Origin of the sequence: Allotabrizicola aquatica (SeqCode), assembly GCF_965194375.1 — a bacterium.
GTDB classification, from domain to species: Bacteria; Pseudomonadota; Alphaproteobacteria; order Rhodobacterales; family Rhodobacteraceae; genus Tabrizicola_A; species Tabrizicola_A aquatica.
On sequence record NZ_OZ239428.1, the window covers coordinates 489,899 to 507,989 of the forward strand.

Consider the following 18,091-nt stretch of genomic DNA (forward strand, 5'->3'; position numbering starts at 1 on the left):
GAGGCTTATGCCTCGACCACAACCGTCCAGCGTTTGGTTTTCGAAATCGGTGCGCACTCTTCGATGCGAACAGTGTCACCGGTCTTGAATTTGTTGTGTTCGTCGTGAGCGCGATATTTCTTCGACTTACGAACGGTCTTTTGCAGCAGCGGGTGCTTGAAACGACGTTCCACCAAAACGGTGATGGTCTGTTCGTTCTTGTCCGAGGTGACAACACCCTGCAGGATACGTTTCGGCATGGCGGTTCCCCTTACTTCGCAGCTTCAGCAGCTTTTTGGACAAGCACAGTCTTGATGCGGGCGACGTCACGACGGACAGCGCGCATGCGGGCGGTGTTTTCCAGCTGGTTGGTGGCGGCCTGGAAGCGCAGGTTGAAGGCTTCCTTCTTCAGCGCAACGAGGTTCTCGCGCAGCGCTTCGGGGGTTTTCCCGTGCAGTTCTTTGGCGTTCATGCGCCTTTTCCTTTTCTCAGTCACCAGAAGGCCCCTTTCAGGTCACCTTGGGTCCGGTGGAACAAAAATAGTCCTACGATTCGCGGTTGCCCGGAATCGTTGGATGGGGCCGTATAGGGGGGATGGCAGGATAGGGCAAGCGGGAAATCCCCTAGGCCCAATTGTAATTGAAGCTGACCGAAATTCGCTCTTCTTGGGACATGTTCATCGGCACTTCATGCCGCAGCCAGCTTTCCCACAGCAGAAGCTCACCCACCTCGGGCTTTACATAGACGAATGGCTGAAGCTCTTGCGGGGCGTCTTTTTTCCGCAGGGGGGACAGCATCATCATGGCGAGACGCGGGTCTTCCAGTTTCAGCGCCGAGGTGCCTTCGGGCATCGCCACGTAGGTGGTGCCAGAGATCACCGAATGGGGGTGGATATGGCTGGAGTGCGTGCCGCCTTCTGGCAGGATGTTGATCCAAAAGGCGTTGCATTTGAGTTTCTTGCCTTGCAGATCAAAGCCCAGCGCCTCGCAGAACGCCGCCACATGCTTGTCCAAGGCCTTTTCCAGATTGCCAAAGATCGGCGCGCGCCAAGGAAGATCGTCAAGTGAGGCATAGGATGTATAGCCCGGATAGCCCTCCCGCTCGCACCATTCCTGACCGGCCTCGTCATCCTCGGCAATCGCGATACAGGTGTCGCGCAGTTCGTCGTAGCTCACCTTTTTCTTGGCCAGATCGTTCAACTTGGCGCGGTAAAGCGGCGTGACGAAAAGGTTGGTGAGGGTGGACATGGACAGGCTCCGTAAAGGCAGGGCGGGTTGGGCCTGTCGTTCCATACCTTTGGATTTGGCGCAAGGTGGCTTGGTGTCTGGCGGGCCTAGCCGTGGCGGATCACCAGATCGGCAGGGCGAGAGCCTGCCACCACGCGGCGGATGTTGGGCATGTCATTGCCGTCGATCCAGGCGCGGGCCTGATCAGGCGTTTTGCCGTAATGCGCCCAACGCGCCATCAGGCGGCGGTCCAACTTGGCCTCGGGGACGTCGATCCAGATCGTCAGATCAAAGAGCGGCGCAAGATCGGGCCAAGGCGCTTCATTCAACAAAAGGTAATTGCCTTCGACAATCAGGATACGGTCGTCCGGGCCAACAATGTCGGCCCCGGCGCGGCTGATTTCCAGATCGCGGTCAAAGAGGGGGATCGCCACCTCGTCTTCGGTGCGAAGCCGCGTCAGAAGGTGACGAAAGCCCGCCACATCGAAGGTGTCCGGCGCGCCTTTCCGGGCGCGGGCACCGCGCGCGATCAGTACAGCATCATCATAGTGAAATCCATCCATCGGGACCGCCTTGGCACCTTGCCCCAAGGCCGCAACCAGTTCGGCGGCGAGCGTGGATTTGCCCGCACCGGGCGGGCCGGCAAGGGCGGTCAGAAGCCGCCCCTGCGCTTGCGCTTTCGCGCGGATGGTTGCTGCCAGTTGCGCCGGGGTCATGCCTGTTCGGTCACGCCGTCGGGCAGTTTCGCGCCGGTCATGAAGGCCACCGCGTCAGACATCGAATAATCCTGCGGGCGGATCACGCAAAGGCGGCGGCCAAGGCGGTGAATGTGGATACGGTCGGCCACTTCGAACACATGCGGCATGTTGTGCGAAATCAGGATGATCGGGATGCCCCGCGCCCGCACGTCGCGGATCAGGTCCAGCACGCGGCGTGATTCCTTGACGCCCAGCGCGGCGGTGGGTTCGTCGAGGATCACAACCTTAGAGCCAAAGGCGGCAGCACGGGCCACGGCCACGCCCTGACGCTGGCCACCCGAGAGCGTTTCGACCGCCTGTGAGATGTCTTGAATGGTCATCAGACCCAGTTCCGACAGTTTCTGGCGGGCAAAAGCCTCCATCCGGGGGCGGTCCATCTGGCGAAAGACCGAGCCAAGGATGCCGGGCTTGCGCCATTCGCGACCCAGAAACATGTTGTCGGCAATCGACAGCGCGGGCGACATCGCAAGGTTTTGGTAGACCGTTTCGATGCCCATGGCGCGGGCATCATCGGGGCTGCGGAAATGAACGGGCTTGCCGTCTAACAAGATCTCGCCGTGGTCTGGGGTGACCGCGCCGGAAAGCGCCTTGATGAGGGTCGATTTGCCAGCCCCGTTGTCACCGATCACGGCACAGATCTCGCCCGGCATCAGGTCAAAATCTGCCCCGTTCATGGCCACCACGGTGCCATAGCGTTTCATCAGCCCGCGCGCTTCAAGGATGGGTTGTACAGCGGTCATTGTGTTGCCCTCCGCAGCCATTGATCCAAGGCGACAGCGATGATGACAAGGCAGCCTGCGGCGAACATCTGCCAATAATCATCGACCCCTGCAAGCGACAGGCCGGTGTTGAAAACGCCCACAATAAAGGCCCCAAGGACCGACCCGATGATCGACCCGCGCCCGCCGAACAGCGAGGTGCCGCCGATCACCACGGCGGTGATGGAGCCGAGGTTCACCGTGTCAAAGGCGATGGGCGAGACAGAGCCAACCCGGCCAATGGCGATCCAGGCGGCAAAGCCACAGATGAGCCCGGCCACAGCATAGACGGAAATCAGTGTTCGACTGACGTTGATGCCCGAAAGCATCGCCGCGTCGGGATCATCGCCAATCGCATGAACATGCCTGCCCCATGCGGTGTGGTTGAGCACATACCACAAGATCGCCGCCAACAGGATGAGCGCGATGCCGCCATAGGTCAGCGAGGCCCCCGCCATGTTGAAGCCTTCGCCAAACCACAAGAGCCCCGGCGCATTGGCTTCGATATCGGCGTTGCGGATGGATTCAGACTGGGAATACCACAGCTTCAGCGCGTTAAAGATCGACAGGGTGCCCAAGGTCACGATGAAGGGCGGCAGCTTGATACGGGCGACAAGGACGCCGTTGATAAAGCCCATGAGCGCACCGAAGAACATGCCGATCAGCACCGCCAGAAACACCGGTAGGCCCGCGACCACCGCAAGATTGCCCATGATCAGGGACGAGATCACCAGAATAGCGCCGACCGAGAGGTCGATCCCGGCGGTCAGGATGATCAGCGTCTGCGCCATCGCGATAAAGCCGGTGACGGTGGTCTGTTTCAACACCGTTGACAGCGCGCCCATGCCAAAAAACCGTGGGGCGACGATCGAGAAGGCGATGATCGAGATCAACAGGACCAGAGCCGGGATCAGCGTCGGGTTCCTGCGAAGGTGACCGCGCAGGATATGCGTCAGGGTCTTGTCATCCTTGTCAAAGCTCGCGACGGCCGTGTCGGCCTTGTTCAGCGTCGCCTCGTAATCGGAAATCGTCTTGGTTGGTGCGTCATCTGCGCTCATCGCTGTGGCGTCTCCCCCGGTCATGGCTGGCCAAAGCCGAGGGTGTGCCCCGGCTATGAAGAAGGGCGACCGTAAGAGTCGCCCTTCCATTGATCAAGTCAGTGCGTGAGGGGCATTAGCCCCAGCACAGCTCGGTGCCCTTGGTGCTGTCGATCGACGTCACGCCTTCGGCGGGCTTGTCGGTCACCAGGTTCACACCCGTGTTGAAGAAGGTCAGACCGTCGGAGGCAGCCGGCTTGGTGCCGTCCTTGGCGAAGGCGGCAATCGCTTCGATGCCCTTCGAGGCCATCAAAAGCGGGTACTGCTGCGAGGTCGCACCGATCACGCCCGACTGGACCGAAGCCACGCCCGGGCAACCGCCGTCAACCGAAACGATGATCGCTTGGCCTTCTTTGCCAGCGTTCTTCAGCGCCTGATAGGCACCTTCGGCAGCCGGTTCGTTGATGGTGTAGACCACGTTGATGTCGGGGTCTTTGGCCAAGAGGGTTTCCATAGCGCGCAGACCGCCCTCGGGGTTCGCGTCCGAGGATTCGTGGCCAATGACGCGCGGATCGTCTTCCGAGTCCATTACGGTCAAATCGGGAACGGTGATGCCAAAGCCGGTCAAGAAGCCGGTGTTGCGCTGCACGTCAACCGAGATGTTGTCTTTGTTGATGTTCAGCATGGCGATCTTGGCATTGGCAGCCTCGGCGCCCAGGGTCGCAGCGGCCCATTTACCGATCAAGATGCCAGCTTCGAAGTTGTCGGTCGCAAAGGTCATGTCCTGAGCTTCGGGATCAGCGATCGGGGTGTCGAGCGCGATCACGAGAATGCCAGCGGCGCGGGCGTCTTTCAGTGCCGGTGCGACCGAGTCGTTCGAGGCGGTGATCAGGATGCCCTTGGCACCAGCAGCGACGCAGTTTTCGATGGCGGTGATCTGCGGAGCAGCGTCGCCGTCTTTTTCACCAGCATAGGCCTGGAAGTCGAGGCCAGCGGCAGCGGCAGCAGCCTCGGCGCCCTCTTTCATCTTCACGAAGAAGGGGTTGGTGTTGTTCTTGGTGATCAGGCAAGCCAGATCAGCAGCCGAGGCGGAGCCCGCCATCAGTGCCAGAGCGGCAGCGCCAAGCAGCGCAGTGGTCTTGAGTTTCATTCTGTTTCCTCCCAAGGAATGAAGGGAATTATCCCATTCTGATGCCGTCCGACTTGGCCATGACGCCCGGCGACAGGATGTAGATGACCTGATTCCCATCCTTGCGTCAAGATAAATAAATCAGAGTGATTTAATATTGACAGCCCGCCGCTGAGGTCGCAGTCTTTGCGATTAGGGCTGGCACATATCTGCCAGAATCGCGGGCCACGGAAGGCACATGACATTATGCTGATCGGCATCTCTCCCCTCTTGGGGCCAGATCTTTTGCACGCGCTTCGGGCGATGGGCCACGGCGATGAAATCGCCTTTGTCGACGGAAATTATCCGGCGGCAGAACATGCCCGCCGCCTGATCCGGGCCGATGGCATTCCCCTCCTGCCAATGCTGCAAGCGGTGCTGGCAGTGCTGCCAGTCGAGGCGGTGATGCGGGCGGCCCTGAACAATGATCCGGCACAGGCAGGTGCCATTCACCGCCAGATCGACGCGCTGGCGCAAGGCTGCGGCCAGAGTGCGACATCTCTTTCGGGCGATCAGCTTTACCCAAGGATCCGTGCGGCCTATGCTGTGGTGGCCACCTCGGAGCCTGCGCTTTTCGCCAATGTTCTTTTGCGCAAGGCGGCCCTTCCGCCTTCCAACAGCTAAGGTCCCACCGCCGCCATGCCGCTTGCCGCCGATTTCGTGACCGACCGACAAGGCGCCGATGATCTTGGTTTGCGCGGGTCGAACCAATCTGGGATGCGCGACCATAACGAGCGGCTGGTGCTGTCGCTGTTGCGCCAGCATGGCGCGCTGGCCAAATCCGACATCGCGCGCATCACCGGGCTTTCGGCGCAAACGATCAGCGTGATCATGCGCGCGCTGGAACAAGACGGGCTTTTGCTGCGCGGCGAACCGGTGCGCGGGCGCATTGGCCAACCCTCTGTGCCGATGCACCTGAACCCCGAAGGCGCGCTGTTTTTGGGGCTGAAGATCGGGCGGCGGTCAACCGATCTTGTGCTGGTCGATTTTATGGGTCGGGTGCGCGACAGCCGCCGGAAAACCTATCGCTACCCCACTCCCGGCGGCATTGTTGCCTTTGTGGGCGAGGCCTTGCCCGAGTTGATGCATGGGCTGCCCGCCACCCTGCGGCCACGGGTCAGCGGCATGGGTGTGGCCATGCCATTCCAGCTGTGGAACTGGGTGCAAGCCTTGGGCGCGCCGCAGGCTGAAATGGACGCTTGGCGCGATTGCGACATTCAGGCCGATCTGGCCGCGATCACCGCAATGCCGGTCTATGTGCAAAACGACGCCACCTCCGCCTGTGGGGCAGAACTGGTCTTCGGCACCGGGGATAAGCCACGGGATTTTCTGTATTTCTACTTTGGTACCTTTATCGGCGGTGGGCTGGTATTGAACGGCCAGCTTTGCCTCGGGCGCACCGGGAATGCGGCGGGCGTTGGCCCCATGCCCGTTCAAGGACCAGATGGTCGGATGCGGCGCCTTCTCGAAGTGGCCTCTCTGGCCAGTCTCGCAGATGAAATGGAAGCGGCGGGCGAAAGTGCGGATCATCTGTGGGAGCAGCCGGACCGTTGGCAGGTCCCGGAACACTTGCTGGAACGCTGGCTGACCGAAGCAACCGAAGGGCTGGCCTCAGCGATCCTGTCGGCCACGACACTGTTGGAACTCGAAGCGGTGTTGATCGACGGCTGGATGCCACCCGCGATCCGAGCCGAGATCACCGCCCGCACCATTGCAGCCCTGCAGCGTCTCGATCTGTCGGGCATCACCCCGCCTTTGGTGCGGGAGGGAACCGTCGGCGCGCAGGCCCGATCCTTGGGCGCAGCGGCGATTCCGCTGTCACAGCGCTACCTCTTGGATCAAAACGCAGCCCAGCGCGACGCCTAAGGCAATTGGTTTTGTATTGGTATGGCCGAGGTCCGCCGCAGGTTTGACTGGGCCGGCAGGCCCTGTGCCTGCAAGACGGGTTTGACCAGCGCTTCGACTGGACAGGCTGTCGCGGCCCATGGCAGGTTAACCCAACCCTTCGCCGCACAAGGCACCGACCCGATGCAGACCGAGACCCCGACCCGACAGCCAAACCTTTTGCCGCAACTGGCCCATACCCGCAATCCCGGCATGGCGCTGGATCTGGATTGGGTGGCCAACGTTCAGGTGAACACCTCAGCGGTCGAACGGCGCACGGGCAGCTTGGGCGGCCGGCGGTCGGTGAAGAAAGAATTTCAGGCAGCGTGGCTTTTGAAGGCCATCTCACTGATCGACCTGACCACGCTCTCAGGCGATGACACGGCAGGCCGGGTCAAGCGGCTCTGCGCCAAGGCCCGCCAGCCGGTGCGGCCCGAGATGCTTGAGGCGCTGGGACTGCCGGGGCTGACGGTGGGCGCGGTCTGCGTTTATCACGAGATGGTAGAAATAGCGGTGCGGGCGCTGGAAGGCACGAACATTCCCGTAGCGGCTGTATCCACCGGATTTCCGGCAGGCCTGTCACCCTATCACCTGCGCATCGCCGAAATCGGCGAAAGCGTAAAGGCAGGTGCGCAAGAGATCGACATCGTCATCTCGCGCCGCCATGTGCTGACCGGCAATTGGCAGGCGCTCTATGATGAAATGCGCGAGATGCGCGCGGCCTGTGGCGCGGCCCATGTCAAGGCGATCCTCGCCACAGGTGAATTGCAAACCCTACGCAATGTCGCGCGCGCCTCGCTGGTGTGCATGATGGCAGGCGCCGATTTCATCAAGACGTCGACCGGCAAAGAGACGGTGAACGCCACCCTGCCCGTCTCATTGACCATGATCCGCTGCATCCGCGATTATCAAGACCGCACCGGCATCAAGGTGGGCTACAAACCGGCGGGTGGGATTTCAAAGGCCAAGGATGCGCTGATGTATCTGGCGCTGATGAAGGACGAACTTGGCCACCCGTGGCTGCAGCCCGACCTCTTCCGCTTTGGCGCCTCCTCCCTTCTGGGCGATATCGAACGGCAATTGGAGCATTACCTGACCGGGCAGTATTCGGCGGCCAACCGCCATGCGATGGGCTGAATGACGACCCTGCTCAAAGAAGGGGCGCTGCCCCTCGCCGCGTTTCGCGGCTCACCCCGGAGTATTTTTGCCAAGATGAAATCCCCCGCGCATTTCATCTTGGCCCCAAATACTCCCGCCGGAGGCGCACGGCGGCCCTCTGCGATCCCCTTTGCCGAAAGGACCATGACATGACCTCTGTCCGCGAGATTTTCGACAGCATGGCTTACGGCCCTGCGCCCGAAGGACATGCCGAGGCTTTGGCCTGGATTGCGGGGCATCAGGGGCGGTTTGGCCATTGGATCAATGGGGCGTTCACCGCACCCGGGGCGATGTTTGAAACGCGCAACCCGGCGACAGGCAAGGTTTTGGCCGAAGTCACGCAAGGTTCGGGCGAGGAGATCGCCCTTGCCGTAGCGGCGGCACGGGCTGCGCAAGGCAAATGGGCGCGCATGGGCGGGGCCGGGCGGGCGCGGGTGCTTTATGCGCTGGCCCGGTTGGTGCAGAAACACTCTCGCATGTTCGCAGTTCTGGAAACGCTGGACACCGGCAAGCCAATCCGTGAGGCGCGCGATATTGATGTCCCCTTGGTGGCGCGGCATTTCTACTATCACGCGGGCCTTGCCCAGCTTTTGGACAGCGAGCAGCCGGGTTTCGCCCCTGTGGGGGTCTGCGGGGCCGTGATCCCGTGGAACTTTCCGCTCCTCATGCTGGCGTGGAAGGTGGCCCCTGCCTTGGCGGCCGGCAATACCGTGGTGCTCAAACCCGCCGAATACACGCCTTTGACCGCGCTGTTCTTTGCCGAGATCAGCCGTGAGGCGGGGCTGCCCAAAGGGGTGCTCAACATCATCACCGGCGATGGCGACACCGGTGCGGCCTTGGTCGCGCACCCGGGTGTGGACAAGATTGCCTTTACAGGCTCCACCGCCGTGGGCCGCAAGATCCGGGCAGCAACGGCAGGGACGGGCAAGGCGCTGACGTTGGAGTTGGGGGGTAAGTCGCCCTATATCGTCTTTGACGATGCCGACATCGACAGCGCCATTGAAGGCTTGGTCGATGCGATCTGGTTCAACGGGGGCCAGGTCTGCTGTGCCGGGTCACGCCTTTTGGTGCAGGAAGGGATTGCCGATCGGTTCCATGCCAAGCTGAAGCGCCGGATGGATGGCCTTCGCATGGGCGATCCGTTGGACAAATGCATTGACGTCGGCGCGATCGTGGATCCGGTGCAATTGGCGATGATCCGCGGCATGGTGGAGGGCAGCGACGGCGAGGTGTACCACGCCGCCTGTGCTGTGCCCGAGGGCTGTTTCTATCCGCCGACGCTGATCACCGGGCTGAACGCGGCCTCGCGTCTGATGCAAGAAGAGATCTTTGGCCCGGTTCTGGTGTCGATGACCTTCCGCACGCCGAGTGAGGCGGTGGAACTGGCCAACAACACCCGCTATGGGCTGGCGGCCAGTATCTGGACCGAGAATGTCAATCTGGCGCTGGATATGGCGCCCAAGGTAAAGGCGGGTGTCGTCTGGGTCAATGCGACCAACCTCTTTGATGCGGCGGCAGGCTTTGGCGGGGTGCGCGAAAGCGGGTTCGGGCGCGAGGGCGGTTGGGAAGGCTTAATGGCCTATCTGCGCCCCGTCGCAAAGACCAAGGCGCTGGCGGTGCTGAAACCTGCCCCGGCCCCAGCGGCGGCTTTGGTTGAAGGGATCGACCGAACAGCCAAACTTTACATTGGCGGCAAACAGGCGCGCCCGGACGGCGGCTACAGCCAGGCCATCTGGTCCGCCAAAGGCAAGCTTTTGGGCCATGTCGGCCTTGGCAATCGCAAAGACATTCGCAACGCGGTTGAGGCAGCCCATGCCGCCAAGGGCTGGGGCAAGGCGACCGGACATAACCGGGCGCAGATCCTGTATTACATGGGCGAGAACCTATCGGCGCGCGCTGGGGAATTTGCCCAGCGGATCAAGGACCAGACTGGGCGTGACGGTGGGGACGAGGTAGAGGCCGCAATCAACCGGCTGTTCACCTATGCCGCATGGGCTGACAAGTATGATGGCGCGGTGAAGCAGGTGCCGATGCGGGCTGTGGCGCTGGCGATGAATGAACCTGTGGGCGTCATTGGCGCGCTCTGTCCAGATGAGGCCCCGCTTTTGGGATTTGTCTCTGTCATGACGCCAGCCATTGCCATGGGCAACACCTGCGTGTTGGTGCCGTCGCAGTCGGCGCCCTTGTCGGCCACCGATTTCTATCAGGTGCTGGAGACGTCGGATCTGCCCGCCGGGGTGGTGAACATTGTCACCGGCGCGCATCAGGATTTGGCCAAGCCCTTGGCCGGGCATCTGGATGTGGATGCGGTGTGGAGCTTTTCATCCGCGCCCCTGTCTGCCCAGATCGAAACCGAAGCAGCAGGCAACCTAAAGCGGACATGGGTCAACCACGGGCGCGCGCGCAACTGGTTTGGCGCAGAAGGTGAAGGCCGCGAGTTCTTGCGCCATGCGACCGAGATCAAGACGATCTGGGTGCCTTACGGCGAGTGATCCTCCGGCCCCTTGGGGCCAGAGGAAACATCTGTAAATTGTAATTCATTTAGGGCATACTGCGCCTGCGCGTTTTTTTTGCGCAGGCATCAAATCACCTGAAAAAGGTGATGAGCAGTTTGAGGGATTTGTTATGATTCAAGAATTTAAGGCCTTTCTCATGAAAGGCAATGTGATGGACCTTGCGGTCGGTATCATCATCGGTGCGGCTTTTACCGCGATCGTCAACAGCCTTGTCGGGGACCTGATCAACCCCATCATCGGCTTGATCCTCGGCGGGATCAACTTTTCGGACATGTTCCTTGACCTGTCCGGCACCAATCCGGCCTCGCTGGCAGCGGCCAAAGAGTCGGGCGCTGCGGTGTTTGCCTATGGCGCATTCATCACCGCGCTGATCAATTTCGTCATCATCGGCTGGGTGGTGTTCATGCTGGTGAAGTTCATGAACCGCCTGATGCCGCCCAAGCCGGCTGCGCCTGCCGCCCCGGCTGGCCCGTCCGAGACGGAGCTTCTGGCAGAAATTCTGGCGACGCTGAAGAAGTAAGCGACACGACATATGGAAAGGCCCCCGCAAGACGGGGGCCTTTTTCTTTGGGCGATGTGCAGTGCCTTACATCTTCAGCGCATCCGCCGCCGAAATCGTCGGCAGACCCAGTGCGACGCCGACCGCTTCGTAGGTCAGCTTGCCAGCGTGCACGTTAAGGCCGTTCAACAGGTGCTTGTCATCGGCGCAGGCCTTTTTCCAACCCTTGTTGGCCAAGGCCATCATGAAGGGCAAGGTGGCATTGCCAAGGGCCTGGGTCGAGGTTCGCGCAACCGCGCCCGGCATGTTGGCCACGCAGTAATGCATGATGCCGTCAACCTCATAGATCGGGTTTTGGTGGGTGGTGGCGCGGGAGGTTTCAAAGCAACCGCCTTGGTCAATCGCCACGTCCACAAGCGCCGCGCCGGGCTTCAGCTCTTTCAGCTGCGCCTTCGACAGAAGCTTGGGGGCAGCAGCACCGGGGATCAGCACCGCGCCGATGATCATGTCGGCCTGACGGGCCAGCTCGATCGTGGTGGCAGCATCGGAATAGCCGCATTTGAACTGGCCGCCGAACACGTCATCCAGATAGCGCAGGCGATTCACAGACCGGTCCAGCACGGTGACATCCGCGCCCATCCCGGCGGAGATTTTCGCGGCATGCGTACCGACCACGCCGCCACCGATCACCAGCACCTTGGCCGGAAGCACGCCGGGGACACCGCCCATCAGCACACCACGGCCGCCATTGGCCTTTTGCAGCGTCCATGCACCAACCTGCGGGGCCAGACGGCCCGCCACTTCGGACATGGGGGCCAGCAGGGGCAAGCCACCGCGATCATCAGTCACCGTTTCATAGGCAATACAGGTGGCACCGGATTTCAGCAGGTCATGGGTCTGTTCCGGATCGGGAGCAAGGTGCAGATAGGTGAACAGGATCTGGCCCTCGCGCAGCATCTTGCGCTCACCCGCCTGCGGTTCCTTGACCTTTACGATCATATCAGCGGCGGCAAAAATCTCGCTCGCGGTGCCAACGATCTTGGCCCCGGCTGCGACATAGTCAGCATCTGTAAAGCCCGCGCCAGTGCCGGCGTTCGTTTCCACCATCACCGAGTGACCGGCATTCACCGCCTCACGCGCGGCGTTGGGCGTCATGCCGACACGGAACTCTTGCGGTTTGATTTCCTTGGGGCAACCGATTTTCATATGACTTCCTCCCTGCTGGACCGACCTCTTTGGGTCGCCCTTGTGGCAAAAGCTTGCGCCTGAATCGGCGCAATTGCTTTGAAACTTGGCTGGTCGTTTTAGGCAAACGTGGTAGATTATTTGATGAATGGGCCTATTCGCGAAAGATTCCACCATGACCCTGATGCTTGACGCCACCGATCGCCGCATTCTGGCAGTACTGCAAAAAGAGGGGCGGATCACCAATGCTGATCTGTCCGAACGGGTCAACCTGTCACCCTCCGCTTGCCACCGCCGGGTACAGCAGTTGGAGGAGGCAGGGTACATCGACAAGTATGTGGCGCTGTTGAACACCCGAAAAATGGGCAAGCCGACGACGGTGTTTGTCGAAATCACGCTTCAAAGTCAGGCCGAAGACCTTCTGGACGCATTCGAGCGCGAGGTGGCGCGGGTGCCGGACATTTTGGAATGTCACCTGATGGCGGGGACGGCGGACTACCTTTTAAAGATCATGGCCGAAGACACAGAAGATTTCGCCCGCATCCACCGCCAGTTCCTCAGCCGCCTGCCCGGCGTGCGGCAGATGCAATCATCCTTTGCGCTGCGAACTGTCGTGCAGACCACGGCGCTGGCGGTTTAGGGTAGGCAAAGAAAAACCCCCGAACCTTGCGGACGGGGGTTGATCTGAGCTTGGGGCTTGCGCCCCCAGTGTTCGCTGGACGTCTTAGAGACCGCCTTCGCGCTGAAGCTTTTTCCGGGCGAGTTTGCGCGAACGCCGTACGGCTTCGGCTTGCTCGCGAGCTTTCTTGACGGAGGGTTTCTCGAAATGCTGCTTAAGCTTCATTTCGCGGAACACGCCTTCGCGCTGGAGCTTTTTCTTGAGGGCGCGGAGCGCTTGCTCAACGTTGTTATCGCGGACGCTGACCTGCATGTGGTTTTCACCACCTTTCTAAGTTTGAGTTGCACTATATGTGCAGGCTTGGCGCGCATAGCAAAAGGCGGCGGGCTTGTCTACACTGGGCAGGGAATGGAGGCGGCAATGGACAGTGAAAACAGCATGGAGCGGGCAAAAGCCAGCGTTTTGCAGGCCGCAACGATGCATGTGGCCTTTGACGGTTGGTCCGAGGCCAGCTTTCAAGCCGCGATCATCGATTCGGGGGTAAGCCCGGCCTTAGCACGCGCGCTTTTCCCGCGCGGCGGCGTTGATCTGGCGGTGGCCTACCATCAGGCGGGTGATGCCGCGATGCGCGCAGCACTGGCCGAACGGGATCTCGGCGCCTTGCGGTTTCGCGAGCGGGTGGTGCTGGCCATCCGCCTGCGGCTTGACGGAGCAGACAAAGAGTTGGTCCGGCGCGGATCAGCGTTGTTTGCACTGCCCCATCACGCAATCGAAGGCGCGGGGCTGATCTGGGCCACATCCGACGCGATCTGGACCGCACTTGGGGACACCTCGCGTGACCTCAGCTGGTATTCCAAACGCGCCAGCCTTTCGGCGGTCTATGGCGCGACGGTGCTGTTTTGGCTGGGCGACACATCTGACCGCGACGAGGCGACATGGGCCTTTCTGGACCGTCGGATCGAGAATGTGATGCAGTTTGAAAAACTGAAAGCCGGCGCGCAAAAGGCGCCGGGTTTCCAAGCCCTGATGAAAGGGCCACTCAAGATTCTGGAAAGGATTTCCGCGCCAAAAGGGGCTGCGGACCTGCCCGGTAAGATGAAAGGCTGACGACGAATGACGATCTCTGATTCTATGCTGGCGATGGCGATCTATCAGCCGGGCGGACCGGATGTGCTGCAACCGGTTTCGGTGCCGGTCCCGGTGCCGGGCCATGGCCAGATCATCATCCGGCTCGCCTATGCTGGGGTGAACCGTCCCGATGCGCTGCAGCGCGCGGGGTCCTATGCGCCACCGCCCAGCGCCTCACCTCTGCCGGGGCTGGAAGGGTCGGGCACGGTGGTCGAAGTGGGGCCGGGTGTGACGCGCTGGAAGATCGGCGACAAGGTCTGCGCGCTGTTGCCCGGCGGTGGCTATGCCGAATATGCAGCCTGCCACGAGGCGCACGCCCTGCCCATCCCCCCGGGGATGAGCCTGCGCGATGCGGCCGGTCTGCCGGAAACCTGCTTTACGGTCTGGTCCAACATCGTGATGCGCGGCGGCCTCAAGGCGGGTGAGCGGTTCTTAGTGCATGGTGGGTCGTCGGGAATCGGCACAACCGCCATCCAGATTGCGCGCGCGCTGGGGGCGCGGGTCTTTGCCACGGCGGGGACCGAGAAGAAATGCAAAGCCTGCGAGGATCTGGGGGCCGAGCGCTGCTTCAACTACCGCGATGAGGATTTTCTGGCCGAGGCCAAGAAGATCGGCGGGTTCGACCTGATCCTTGATATGGTGGGCGGCAGCTATCTGCCTAAAAACATCAAGGCTTTGGCCGATGACGGGCGTCTGGTTCAGATCGCGTTTCTGCAAGGCGCCAAGGTCGAGTTGAACTTTGCCGAGGTGATGATGCGGCGGCTGACGATCACCGGATCCACGCTGCGCCCGCAGTCCGATCAGGCCAAGGCGCGGATTGCCACGCAAGTGGAGGCGCATGTCTGGCCGCTGATCGCGCGGGGGGCGTTCAAGGTGGTGGTCGACAGCGAATACCCGCTGAATGAGGCCCCAGCGGCCCATTGGCGGCTGGAAAGCTCGGGCCATGTGGGCAAGATCCTGTTGAAGGTTGAAGGGATCTGATTGCGCCGCTGCTTTGGCAGGCCAAAGCAGCGACAAGCCATTCTGGTCGTCTGCGCGGGCAAGGGGCCCGCTTGCCTCCGGTCGCCTCCGGCGGGGATATTTTGACAGCGTTGAAGGCCTTCAATGTGGCGCAAACATCTTCGGGGGTGAGCGCGGCACGCGCGAGGGGGCGGAAAGCCCCCTGACGCCTGAGCCGTCGCGCTCTTGCGCGTAAGGCGAGGACCGGGCTTGCGCGGGCTTCTTTGGCCCGCGCGCCGCTGGACCGTCAGTCGCCCAGCTTGGCGTGGACCTCATCCAAATCGATCTCGCCAATCGGCATCTTGTTGGCGGGATTGTCGAAATCGTATTTGAAGAGCTGGAAATCGCGCTTGTAGATTTCCCAGACAAGGTGGCGCGACAGGTCGTCAAAGTAGTCTTCCACCGGATGGGCGCGTTTGGGGCCGTGACCTTCGCTTTCGTTGAAGCGGGGGATCTTCTTGAGATCAACCTTGTGCGTGGTTTTGATGTTCTTCAGCACCTTAGCCATGCCAGCATCAAAGTTTTCGGTAAAGAAGATCTGGTCATAGCGGCCGCCGTTGACGATGAAGGTCGAGACATGCCCCGCCATGGCCGACCAGTGGATGTCCGGCTCCATCGGTTTTTTCCAGCGGATGGTGTCGCGGGCGAACAAGAGGAAGCGGCGGAAGCTGGCGATCTGGTCAAACTCTTGCTTGCCGTCCTCGCCGCCGACTTCGATGCCGTACTTCTGAATGAGGAGCGGCACGAGGTTGCCGCGATAGCGTTTGCCGTTGCGCTGGATGCCACAGATCTTGTCAAAGAACGAAGACAGGATGCGGGTATAGGGGTTGCGCACACAGGTGAAGGCATAGACCTTTTGCCCCTTCACCGCCTTTTCGATCTTGGGCTGGCTCGCCTCGATCGCCCATTTGTGCATGCCGCCCACGGCGTCATGGATATCGCCGTCAAAAAACGTTCCGTGGTCGGAATAGAACATGATCTGCCCGATGGTCGAACAGGCGCATTTCGGCACGACCCGATACACCACGCTTTCGCTTTCTGTCATCCATGTTCCGGGGAAACCCACGATCTGCCTCCTTTGGCCAGCCCTTTGCGGCATGACCTGTTGCAACAGGGTGGAAAAAAGCAAAGAAACTGTGGTTTTTCAATGTCTGATGGCGCACTTTAGGGAAACAATTATATCTTATTGCGTTAACTGTTTCTCAAATGGCTAGAATCGCTTACATCCTGCTGTGTCACAAAGACCCCGAGGGGATCATCGCCCAAGCTCGCCGATTGACGGCGGCGGGCGATTTTGTGGCGATTCATTTCGACGGGCGCGCCAAGCAGGCCGATTTCGACAAGATCCGCGACAGCCTGTCCACCAACCCGGCGGTGACCTTTGCCGCGCGGCGGGCGAAATGCGGCTGGGGCGAGTGGTCCTTGGTCGAGGCCACGCTTTTGGCGGTTGAGGCGGCAGTGGACAGCTTTCCGCGCGCCACGCATTTCTACATGCTGTCGGGCGATTGCATGCCGATCAAGACGGCAGAGTTTGCCCATAGTTTTCTGGACCGCGACGAAGTCGACTACATCGAGAGCTTCGACTTCTTCAATTCAGAGTGGATCAAGACCGGCATTAAGGAAGAGCGGCTGGTCTATCGGCACTGGTTCAACGAGCGCAATCAAAAGTCTTTGTTCTATGCCTCGATGAACCTGCAGCGCCGTCTGGGTCTGCAACGCAAGGTGCCATCTGACATTCAGATGCAGATTGGCAGCCAGTGGTGGTGTTTGCGTCGGCGCACGATTGAATGGATCTTGGACTTTGTTCGACGCCGCAAGGATGTGATGCGGTTTTTCCGCACCACATGGATTCCGGATGAGACGTTTTTCCAAACGCTAGTGCGCCATCTGGTGCCCGAGCATGAGATTCGCACCCGCACGCTGACCTTTTTGATGTTCACCGATTACGGCATGCCGGTGACGTTCTACAATGACCATTATGACCTCCTTCTTAGCCAAGATTACCTCTTTGCCCGCAAGATCAGCCCAGATGCGAAGGATCTGAAAGAACGGCTGGGCAAGCTCTATGTCGCCCGAAACGTTCGGTTTTCCATTTCGAATGAGGGTCGCAGCCTTTTCACCTTTCTGGCCGGGCGCGGGCGGATTGGCCGCCGCTTTGCCCCGCGCTTTTGGGAGAACGAGGGATCATTGGGGCGCGAGCGCACCTTGATGATGGTGACGTGCAAGAAATGGCATGTGGCCAAGCGGATGGTGGATCGCATGCGGCGGGTGACCAACCTGCCCGCCCTCGACTATCTCTTCAACGAAGGGTCCACGCCACTGCCTGATCTGGGCGGCATCCAGTCCAACCTGGAAAAGCGCACGCGGCATCGGCGGGCCTTGGTGCGGATGCTCTTTGACTATTGGCAAAGCAATAAGCTGATCTTTTGCATTGATCCGGCCAATGTCGATCTGATGCAGGACTTTTACAACGATAAGGCCAATATCCGGCTGTTGGAGATCGAATGCGATTTCACCGATGATTATCTGATCGGCCATGCAACGCGGGTGGGTCTCGCGGGGGAACAGACGCCTCAGGAAACTATTGACCGGCTTCTGCCCACCATCCGCTATGATGTGAAGTTTGAAAGCGATCGGCTGCGCGATGCGGGGTTTGTGAATTTCTATCGCCTCCGCGAAAGCGGGACGGTGGATGAAAACACCGTGGCTTTGGCCGGATTCCTTGATATTCCGATGGACAAGGCGCGCGAGATTGCCGCCACGGAATATCTATATGTGGACTGACCGATGACCCATAGCTACGACCCGCAGAACATCTTTGCCCGCATCCTGCGTGGCGAGATCCCGAACAAGACCGTGCTGGAAACCGCCCACACGCTGGCCTTTCATGACATCAACCCGGCGGCACCTGTGCATGTGCTGGTCATTCCCAAGGGTCCCTATGTGACCTTTGACCATTTCGCCGCTGCGGCCAGTGCCGAGGAGATCGTCGATTTCCACCGCACCTCGGCCAAGGTCTGCGAGATGCTGGGGGTGGTGCCGGGGGATGGCTACCGCGCGATCACCAACGCGGGCAAGCACGGCATGCAAGAGGTGCCACATTACCATCTGCACATCTTGGGGGGTAAGGTTCTGGGCCCCTTAATCCAGCGCTGAACGAAAAAGGCGCCCCCGACG

The 18,091-nt window shown here is 60.7% G+C and carries 20 protein-coding genes; 10 read left to right on the plus strand and 10 right to left on the minus strand.

The features are described 5' to 3' along the window. Positions 1 to 5: 5 nt before the first annotated feature. The 7 genes from rpsQ to AC72UB_RS15700 all read right to left on the minus strand — a co-directional run bounded on the left by rpsQ (position 6) and on the right by AC72UB_RS15700 (position 4,908). Positions 6 to 239 (minus strand): 30S ribosomal protein S17, encoded by a 234-nt coding sequence (gene rpsQ / locus AC72UB_RS15670; RefSeq protein ID WP_430465318.1) that lies wholly within the window; start codon positions 237 to 239, stop codon positions 6 to 8. Between the two features lie 11 nt (positions 240 to 250). Next, complete coding sequence (gene rpmC / locus AC72UB_RS15675; protein WP_164626386.1) at positions 251 to 451, minus strand: 50S ribosomal protein L29; 201 nt, start codon at positions 449 to 451, stop codon at positions 251 to 253. Between the two features lie 151 nt (positions 452 to 602). Then, positions 603 to 1,226, minus strand: a complete 624-nt coding sequence (locus AC72UB_RS15680; protein ID WP_505190559.1) for a TIGR02466 family protein — start codon at positions 1,224 to 1,226, stop codon at positions 603 to 605. Between the two features lie 86 nt (positions 1,227 to 1,312). Beyond that, entirely contained in the window at positions 1,313 to 1,921 is a 609-nt protein-coding gene (locus tag AC72UB_RS15685; RefSeq protein ID WP_505190560.1) for a nucleoside triphosphate hydrolase, read from the minus strand. After that, positions 1,918 to 2,703, minus strand: a complete 786-nt coding sequence (locus AC72UB_RS15690; RefSeq protein WP_505190561.1) for an ATP-binding cassette domain-containing protein — start codon at positions 2,701 to 2,703, stop codon at positions 1,918 to 1,920. The genes AC72UB_RS15685 and AC72UB_RS15690 overlap by 4 nt, the downstream gene beginning before the upstream one ends. Further along, the gene (locus tag AC72UB_RS15695) at positions 2,700 to 3,779 is read right to left on the minus strand and encodes an ABC transporter permease (protein WP_463290016.1); all 1,080 of its coding nucleotides are present in this window, start codon (positions 3,777 to 3,779) and stop codon (positions 2,700 to 2,702) included. Before AC72UB_RS15695 ends, AC72UB_RS15690 begins: the two co-directional genes overlap by 4 nt. A 115-nt stretch (positions 3,780 to 3,894) precedes the next feature. Beyond that, on the minus strand, positions 3,895 to 4,908 hold the full coding sequence (locus tag AC72UB_RS15700; RefSeq protein WP_505190562.1) for a substrate-binding domain-containing protein: 1,014 nt from the start codon (positions 4,906 to 4,908) through the stop codon (positions 3,895 to 3,897). A 225-nt stretch (positions 4,909 to 5,133) separates the two neighbouring features. Here AC72UB_RS15700 and AC72UB_RS15705 point away from each other — a divergent pair, with 225 nt between their 5' ends. From AC72UB_RS15705 to mscL, 5 genes are all read left to right on the plus strand, one after another. After that, positions 5,134 to 5,550 (plus strand): RbsD/FucU family protein, encoded by a 417-nt coding sequence (locus tag AC72UB_RS15705; RefSeq protein ID WP_463290018.1) that lies wholly within the window; start codon positions 5,134 to 5,136, stop codon positions 5,548 to 5,550. Positions 5,551 to 5,565: 15 nt separating this feature from the next. Next, on the plus strand, positions 5,566 to 6,792 hold the full coding sequence (locus tag AC72UB_RS15710) for an ROK family transcriptional regulator (RefSeq protein WP_505190563.1): 1,227 nt from the start codon (positions 5,566 to 5,568) through the stop codon (positions 6,790 to 6,792). Positions 6,793 to 6,954: 162 nt separating this feature from the next. Beyond that, the gene (gene deoC, locus AC72UB_RS15715; protein ID WP_505190564.1) at positions 6,955 to 7,947 is read left to right on the plus strand and encodes a deoxyribose-phosphate aldolase; all 993 of its coding nucleotides are present in this window, start codon (positions 6,955 to 6,957) and stop codon (positions 7,945 to 7,947) included. A 170-nt stretch (positions 7,948 to 8,117) separates the two neighbouring features. After that, complete coding sequence (locus AC72UB_RS15720) at positions 8,118 to 10,460, plus strand: aldehyde dehydrogenase family protein (RefSeq protein ID WP_505190565.1); 2,343 nt, start codon at positions 8,118 to 8,120, stop codon at positions 10,458 to 10,460. Between the two features lie 133 nt (positions 10,461 to 10,593). Further along, complete coding sequence (gene mscL, locus AC72UB_RS15725; RefSeq protein ID WP_463290022.1) at positions 10,594 to 11,004, plus strand: large conductance mechanosensitive channel protein MscL; 411 nt, start codon at positions 10,594 to 10,596, stop codon at positions 11,002 to 11,004. A gap of 66 nt (positions 11,005 to 11,070) precedes the next feature. On the opposite strand, the gene ald is transcribed toward mscL, so the two are convergent. Continuing rightward, positions 11,071 to 12,189 carry an alanine dehydrogenase gene (ald, locus tag AC72UB_RS15730; protein ID WP_505190566.1) on the minus strand — a complete coding sequence of 373 codons (1,119 nt, stop codon included), beginning with the start codon at positions 12,187 to 12,189 and terminating at the stop codon, positions 11,071 to 11,073. A 160-nt stretch (positions 12,190 to 12,349) separates the two neighbouring features. Here ald and AC72UB_RS15735 point away from each other — a divergent pair, with 160 nt between their 5' ends. Beyond that, positions 12,350 to 12,808 carry an Lrp/AsnC family transcriptional regulator gene (locus AC72UB_RS15735; protein ID WP_505190847.1) on the plus strand — a complete coding sequence of 153 codons (459 nt, stop codon included), beginning with the start codon at positions 12,350 to 12,352 and terminating at the stop codon, positions 12,806 to 12,808. 84 nt (positions 12,809 to 12,892) lie between these two features. Here AC72UB_RS15735 and rpsU read toward each other — a convergent pair whose 3' ends face one another. Beyond that, positions 12,893 to 13,099, minus strand: a complete 207-nt coding sequence (gene rpsU / locus AC72UB_RS15740; RefSeq protein ID WP_309666006.1) for a 30S ribosomal protein S21 — start codon at positions 13,097 to 13,099, stop codon at positions 12,893 to 12,895. Between the two features lie 108 nt (positions 13,100 to 13,207). On the opposite strand from rpsU, the gene AC72UB_RS15745 reads away from it, so the two are divergent. Next, complete coding sequence (locus AC72UB_RS15745) at positions 13,208 to 13,894, plus strand: COQ9 family protein (RefSeq protein ID WP_505190567.1); 687 nt, start codon at positions 13,208 to 13,210, stop codon at positions 13,892 to 13,894. Between the two features lie 6 nt (positions 13,895 to 13,900). Beyond that, positions 13,901 to 14,896 carry an NAD(P)H-quinone oxidoreductase gene (locus AC72UB_RS15750; protein ID WP_505190568.1) on the plus strand — a complete coding sequence of 332 codons (996 nt, stop codon included), beginning with the start codon at positions 13,901 to 13,903 and terminating at the stop codon, positions 14,894 to 14,896. A gap of 265 nt (positions 14,897 to 15,161) precedes the next feature. Here the strand turns inward: AC72UB_RS15750 and AC72UB_RS15755 are convergent, their stop codons facing one another. Next, on the minus strand, positions 15,162 to 15,980 hold the full coding sequence (locus AC72UB_RS15755; RefSeq protein WP_505190569.1) for a sulfotransferase family protein: 819 nt from the start codon (positions 15,978 to 15,980) through the stop codon (positions 15,162 to 15,164). Between the two features lie 140 nt (positions 15,981 to 16,120). Here AC72UB_RS15755 and AC72UB_RS15760 point away from each other — a divergent pair, with 140 nt between their 5' ends. Beyond that, a complete protein-coding gene (locus AC72UB_RS15760) occupies positions 16,121 to 17,698 on the plus strand; it encodes a DUF5928 domain-containing protein (RefSeq protein WP_505190570.1) in 1,578 nt (525 codons plus the stop codon). A 3-nt stretch (positions 17,699 to 17,701) separates the two neighbouring features. After that, entirely contained in the window at positions 17,702 to 18,070 is a 369-nt protein-coding gene (locus AC72UB_RS15765) for a histidine triad nucleotide-binding protein (protein ID WP_505190571.1), read from the plus strand. Positions 18,071 to 18,091: the final 21 nt, after the last annotated feature.